5 protein-coding genes are annotated in these 5,222 nt (G+C 38.5%); 3 read left to right on the top strand and 2 right to left on the bottom strand.

Annotation, left to right across the window (positions count from 1 at the left end):
- Together IYN85_RS25325 and IYN85_RS25320 are read right to left on the bottom strand one after the other, a co-directional pair.
- Positions 1 to 166, bottom strand: a 166-nt coding sequence (locus IYN85_RS25325; RefSeq protein WP_196161774.1) for a transposase, incomplete at its 3' end; no start/stop codon positions are given.
- A gap of 810 nt (positions 167 to 976) precedes the next feature.
- Positions 977 to 1,639, bottom strand: a complete 663-nt coding sequence (locus IYN85_RS25320; protein WP_196161773.1) for a class I SAM-dependent methyltransferase — start codon at positions 1,637 to 1,639, stop codon at positions 977 to 979.
- Between the two features lie 207 nt (positions 1,640 to 1,846).
- On the opposite strand from IYN85_RS25320, the gene IYN85_RS25315 reads away from it, so the two are divergent.
- The 3 genes from IYN85_RS25315 to IYN85_RS25305 all read left to right on the top strand — a co-directional run bounded on the left by IYN85_RS25315 (position 1,847) and on the right by IYN85_RS25305 (position 5,212).
- A complete protein-coding gene (locus IYN85_RS25315) occupies positions 1,847 to 2,536 on the top strand; it encodes a 4'-phosphopantetheinyl transferase superfamily protein (protein ID WP_196161772.1) in 690 nt (229 codons plus the stop codon).
- A 333-nt stretch (positions 2,537 to 2,869) separates the two neighbouring features.
- On the top strand, positions 2,870 to 4,423 hold the full coding sequence (locus IYN85_RS25310; RefSeq protein WP_196161771.1) for an acyl carrier protein: 1,554 nt from the start codon (positions 2,870 to 2,872) through the stop codon (positions 4,421 to 4,423).
- 99 nt (positions 4,424 to 4,522) lie between these two features.
- Complete coding sequence (locus IYN85_RS25305; protein ID WP_196161770.1) at positions 4,523 to 5,212, top strand: phytanoyl-CoA dioxygenase family protein; 690 nt, start codon at positions 4,523 to 4,525, stop codon at positions 5,210 to 5,212.
- Positions 5,213 to 5,222: the final 10 nt, after the last annotated feature.

Below are 5,222 nucleotides of genomic sequence, written 5' to 3'. Positions count from 1 at the left end.
GGCGAGCCATCAGCGATGCGTCCATACCGCCATACTTGGCGCGCCACTTATAGAATGTGGCATTACTCATGCCGTGCTCCCGGCACAGCTCTGGTACTGGCGTACCCGCTTCAGCTTGTTTCAGAATGGCCAGGATCTGGCTGTCGGAAAAACGTGATTTTTTCAAAGCAGAATCTCCTGCGCATAGGTTACGAGAAAACTCTACTTTTGACCCCTGTTAATTTCCGGGGGGATTACCGACTGAGCTTATTCGGTACGCCGATGATATGGTGTTTACGTACGAGCACAAAGAGCAAGCACAGCGTTTCTTTCGAGTGTTGCTGAAGCGTTTAGCGAAATTTTGACTGGATATGCACCAAAATAAATCGTCGATTTGTCCTGCGGGCCATAGCAATGCCAAACGCGCTGCGCAAAGCAAGAACCGACTGCCTACCTTTCAATTTCTGGGGTTTACCTGCTACTAGGGGCGCTCAAGGCGCGGCTACTGGACATTAAGGTATACCAGCCGCCGCGATCGCTTTACTTCGAAGTTAAAAGGATTACGGCTGTTCCTGCGGAAACATCTCACCACGAAAGACACGCCTGAGTTGATTAAAACGGTCGTGCGGGTTGTGACGGGATGGGTGAATTGCCACAACATTTCTTACAGCCGAAAGCGTGTGAATAGTTTCATCTTGCTGAGCAAACGTATTCTGCTCCAATGGTTTAATCGCCGTGGAGGAAATCGAAAGCTGACATGGAAGAAATATCTTATGGTCCTGAAGGCTTTCAGGTTTCCAGAAAAGGAGCACTTAAGAGTTACGTCAGTACTTTAACGATCATTGAAATGGCTGGGGAGCCAGTTTATTCGGGAGCCGTATGCGGTAGTTCCCCACGTCCGGTTCTGAGAGGCGGCGGTCTGAGTAATCAGTCGCTCTCCTTACACGAAACCACTCAAACAAAGGGTTGGATAAAATAGCTACTTAGTTACTTTGATTTAGGCGAGTTTAAAAGCGATCATTTTTTGGTTCCGAGGATGACCCCACTCTCCCAAATAAACAGTTTCCAGGCCGTTGCGATTAGCAATCTGTTTAAGTTCAACAAGAGAGTAATGATATGGTGGTCGATCCAAGTGAGACTGCTTTCCTTTTTTATCTTGAGTAATTGAGTCGCTATACTGTGGCGATGGTGCTAAGAAAAAACTTGAGAAATATGTACCAGATGAAGAAAGGTACTCGCGTACAAGTTTTAAACAAGAATCTATGGCATCTAAAGTGAGATGCGTAAAAAGTGATACAGAAATAATGTATTTAAACCTCTTTTTAATATTGCCTATTAAGAATTGATCGTTCACGATTAAGTATGGATCCTTATCGGTCAAGTCATACTTACGTAACTCAATCTGACCCGCTTGAACAAGAGATTTATTTTTGTCAATTCCGTAGTAACGATAATTCTCCAAATATCTGATCAATGGGATTCCTCCTCTTAAGCAACCGCAACCTATATCTAGAACATCGTGGCTTGGAAGTAATCCTTCATTAACTAAAAACGTTAGGTGCAGACCTCCGATTTCATCCCACAAACCACCAACCATCTCCCTATGGGCATTCAATTCGATATCGGTTTTCGTCAATTGAGTAGTATAAATGTCCTTCATTTTATCCGCATATAAATGTTACTATTACCCTACAATAATAGTACTATATGAGGTTCTAGGCCATGCATTCCTGAAGAATGTGATTGTTAATTTATCTAATTTGTGAACTTGTTAGTAACGGACATTACACTTTTTGGTGACTCAAACTACTTTAACAGGAATTTTCGTTGGTCTTATAAACTCGGAGTTAATTTTCTGGAAAAGGATATGGTAGATTTATATTACTTAAAGCCATCAGAAGTAACTTATGAAAAGACGTTGCTTAATCTAACCTCAATCATTTCCAATGAAGAAAAATTTACAATTTCACAGTTCAGAAGGGGAAGAGATAGGCACTCTGCTCTAGTAACAAGGGCAGTAACGCGGTTGTTGCTGTCGAAATATATCAGTGCTAAACCGGAAGATCTGGTGTTTTCAAAAGTTAAAAACGGTAAGCCAATTTTATTCGATAGTGATTGTGAAGTACGATTTAATCTAAGTCATACTTCCGATTGCGTAGTCTGGGCAATTACTTCGGGAAAGGATGTTGGTATAGATATAGAGATAGTAAATGGTGCTAATGATATGCGTGAGCTATGGACGAACATATTTACACCTCAAGAATGTGCTTACATCGAGTCATTTTCTAGTGGAAATAGAGCATGCGCTTTCTTTGATTTGTGGACGCTAAAGGAATCATTTCTAAAAGCCACGGGTGAAGGGCTATCTGTTTCTCTAGGCTCATTTGAATTCGGAGTTAAAGATGGATGCTACACGTTAATTAATAGTCATTTAAAAAATATAACTACGCAAAACTATTTCTTCAGGTCTTTAAGTATTCCGCCAAATTATCGAGTAGCTATTTGTGTTGCGGGAAATAAAGATTTTGACCTTACAGTCAAAAAATTCAGTGTCTGAGCATATCGAACTAATGCACCTTGCCAATCTACCTAAACTTTATCGACTCTTTTTCAAGGTAGAAATTCAAAATTTTAATTCAACCATTAATTGTTCGATTAACGTTCGCGCAATACTTTATTGCATATTATGAAAGTGTATTCTTTGGCAATACCATTTCCTAATAATAATAACTAATGACTAGATAATTATTAAAGTAAAGATTATGCTAATGGCTATGATTCGCATTCGTGTCAAATTTTGAACTGTACTCTCCAAAATAAATGTCATTTGAGTACTTTCATCTGAAAGGCAATTCAAGCTTGAGAGTAAGCTGTAATCGGTACTTTGGAAATGAACACTAACGATAGGTTTGAAGATCAAAGACTAAGTGCATTAATTAGTAGTGTTGAAAACGTTTTAGAGCTAGCAGATGTCAAGGAGTCGGATTCCTTCATAGAGTTAGGTGGTGACTCTATAACTTTGATCTACCTAGTGAATGAAATTGAATCGAAAGGATACATGTTGAATCTTCAATCATTTGACTTTTCGAAGCCATTTTCTGAAGAAGTAGATCATGTGATGGAGATGGTCGGTTCAATAAGCGAGCAGTGCAAAGATAAACAAGATGTGCTTTATCAATTGGATGTCCAATCCTTACCACCAAACCACTTACTATCAATGAAAACTAATTCATCTAACAAAGGAAGGAACAGTTTTGTGATTGATGGATTGTTTTCTATTCCAGAACCAAAGCATGGATTGGATGATGTGTTGGAAGTCATCTGTAGCAGTGCTGAGGGACTTGGACTGAAACTCAGAGACATATTAGATAAAAGAATTGTTATTGATAGCACCAATCTGTATGGATTTTCTTCATTGGAAGTCGATAGGGTTTTGGAAGATGGCAATGAGATTTCTAAGAAAGTTGTCGAAGAATGCCGGCGATCTAAAGCTGAGATTGATGTTTTTGAGGGGCCATTATTGGTGGTCTGTTTGTTCAAAGATGCTCTTCTACAGTCTAATTTTATCTATATATGTGTGCATCATACAGTTTCCGACTTTGTATCATTCGTGCACTTAAAAAATTGGATATGTCTTGGATCGCACGATCTTCCAAAACTGAGAGTTTTGCTAAAAAATAAAGAAACTTCTTACATTGAATATTGTGAAAAACTGATATCGTACAAGAGCTCATTCCGACATGAGTTCAATGTTAATGAAATATTAGAATTCGTAAATAGTCCTAGTGAAGACGTAAGATATGAGCTAATGGAGTGTGCACATAGCAGTTTGGATAGCGCGTGTCAGAAGTATGTTGTTGCTGCTTCATTTGACGATAAAGGAAAAGTTAATACACGGGAAAGGGCTTATTTGTTTTGCCTTTCTGTTGCACGTATCTTAAATAATGAGTTCGGTTATAGAAGTATTCGATTTGAGGAAACTGGGAGAGACTTGGTCGGATTGGAATTGGATCTTAGCAACGTTATCGGTTGGATGGTACAAGACACCCCAATATATTTTAATGAAAGAGATTTAGCTGTAGATCGCGATGTAGACGTGTCGTCAATTTTGAGTTTATTCGATTATTATCATGAAAAGGCTTTAAGTTTTAATTTGGAACGATTCAAGAGGCTGGAGTCAATTTCATTTCCAAAAATCAGGATTGTATATTGGGGAGCGCCTACAAAAGATCCAAACGAATATTCGATTCATATTCCTTCCGAGTCAGAAGAAGAAGTGATAAAAGACTACGATTTTCGAATTAATGTAGTAGAGGAATCAGGGGCATCTCTCAATCTAGATGTAGAGTACTCAGCTAAGCAATTTTGCAAATCAACAATTGATGATGTAGTAAGAAAGATATCTGTTGAGTTTGAGAAAATAATGGTCTGGAATTTTCAATAAAGCATAGTAAAACAACTCATGTGAGCTCAAGTATCATGACAGTTACTAAGTGCTGTTCAGGTAACCATGGTATTTTTCGAAAGGAAGTTAATAGAAATCATGTTAGAAAATATTAGGGAACTAGATAGAGAAGGATATACAGTCTTCAAAAATTTCTATAGTGAAAAAATTGCTAAGGAACTAGTAGAAGTAAAGGAGAAATTGGTTGATGAGGATATAGGTAGGACTGAAGATGATGCAGATTTTGCAGCTCGTTCTAAGTCTACCTGTTTAACTTACATGAACATAGAATCTGCATTTAGTAGCTTTGCTTCGGTAGTTCAATCAGTACAGGAAACAGCAGAATTAATTGATGATGACCTAAAGTTTTACTTCAGTATGATGCAGTACAGTCCAAAAGGATCAGGGCGCGGTATCGGTTGGCATCAAGATATAGACCCCACCAGTAAGCCCTTCAAATGCAATGTTTTTAATTTTCTAATATACCCACAGTCAGTTACAGACTCTTCGCCACTAGTGCTTGTGCCAAGATCGCACAAAGATCAACAGGTTTTGCTCGGAAGGTGCGAAAAAGAGTTGCTAGATCAGTCACTAAAAATAGTGCCTAGCATTGGAGACTTAGTAGTGATAAATACATCACTGTTTCACTATGTACCTAATAATGACGATAGAGAAACAGATAGGTTTAGTATCTGTATTCGTTTTGGACCTGACGAATTAAAAGATAGATTAAATATCGGTGTTTACCCTAAGGGCCGGTTTGACTATTCAATTGGTGAATTCGTTTGAATCATTAGCA

This window comes from Reinekea sp. G2M2-21, from assembly GCF_015687175.1.
Lineage (GTDB): Bacteria > Pseudomonadota > Gammaproteobacteria > Pseudomonadales > Natronospirillaceae > Reinekea.
The sequence above is the reverse complement of the archived record's forward strand: the minus strand, read 5'-3'. Positions and strand labels throughout refer to the sequence as shown.

Excerpts from the sequence above, each read along its gene's own strand:
- IYN85_RS25320 (WP_196161773.1), bottom strand. The coding sequence starts at position 1,639 with ATGAAGGACATTTATACTACTCAATTGACGAAAACCGATATCGAATTG.
- IYN85_RS25315 (WP_196161772.1), top strand. The coding sequence starts at position 1,847 with ATGGTAGATTTATATTACTTAAAGCCATCAGAAGTAACTTATGAAAAG.
- IYN85_RS25310 (WP_196161771.1), top strand. The coding sequence starts at position 2,870 with ATGAACACTAACGATAGGTTTGAAGATCAAAGACTAAGTGCATTAATT.
- IYN85_RS25305 (WP_196161770.1), top strand. The coding sequence starts at position 4,523 with ATGTTAGAAAATATTAGGGAACTAGATAGAGAAGGATATACAGTCTTC.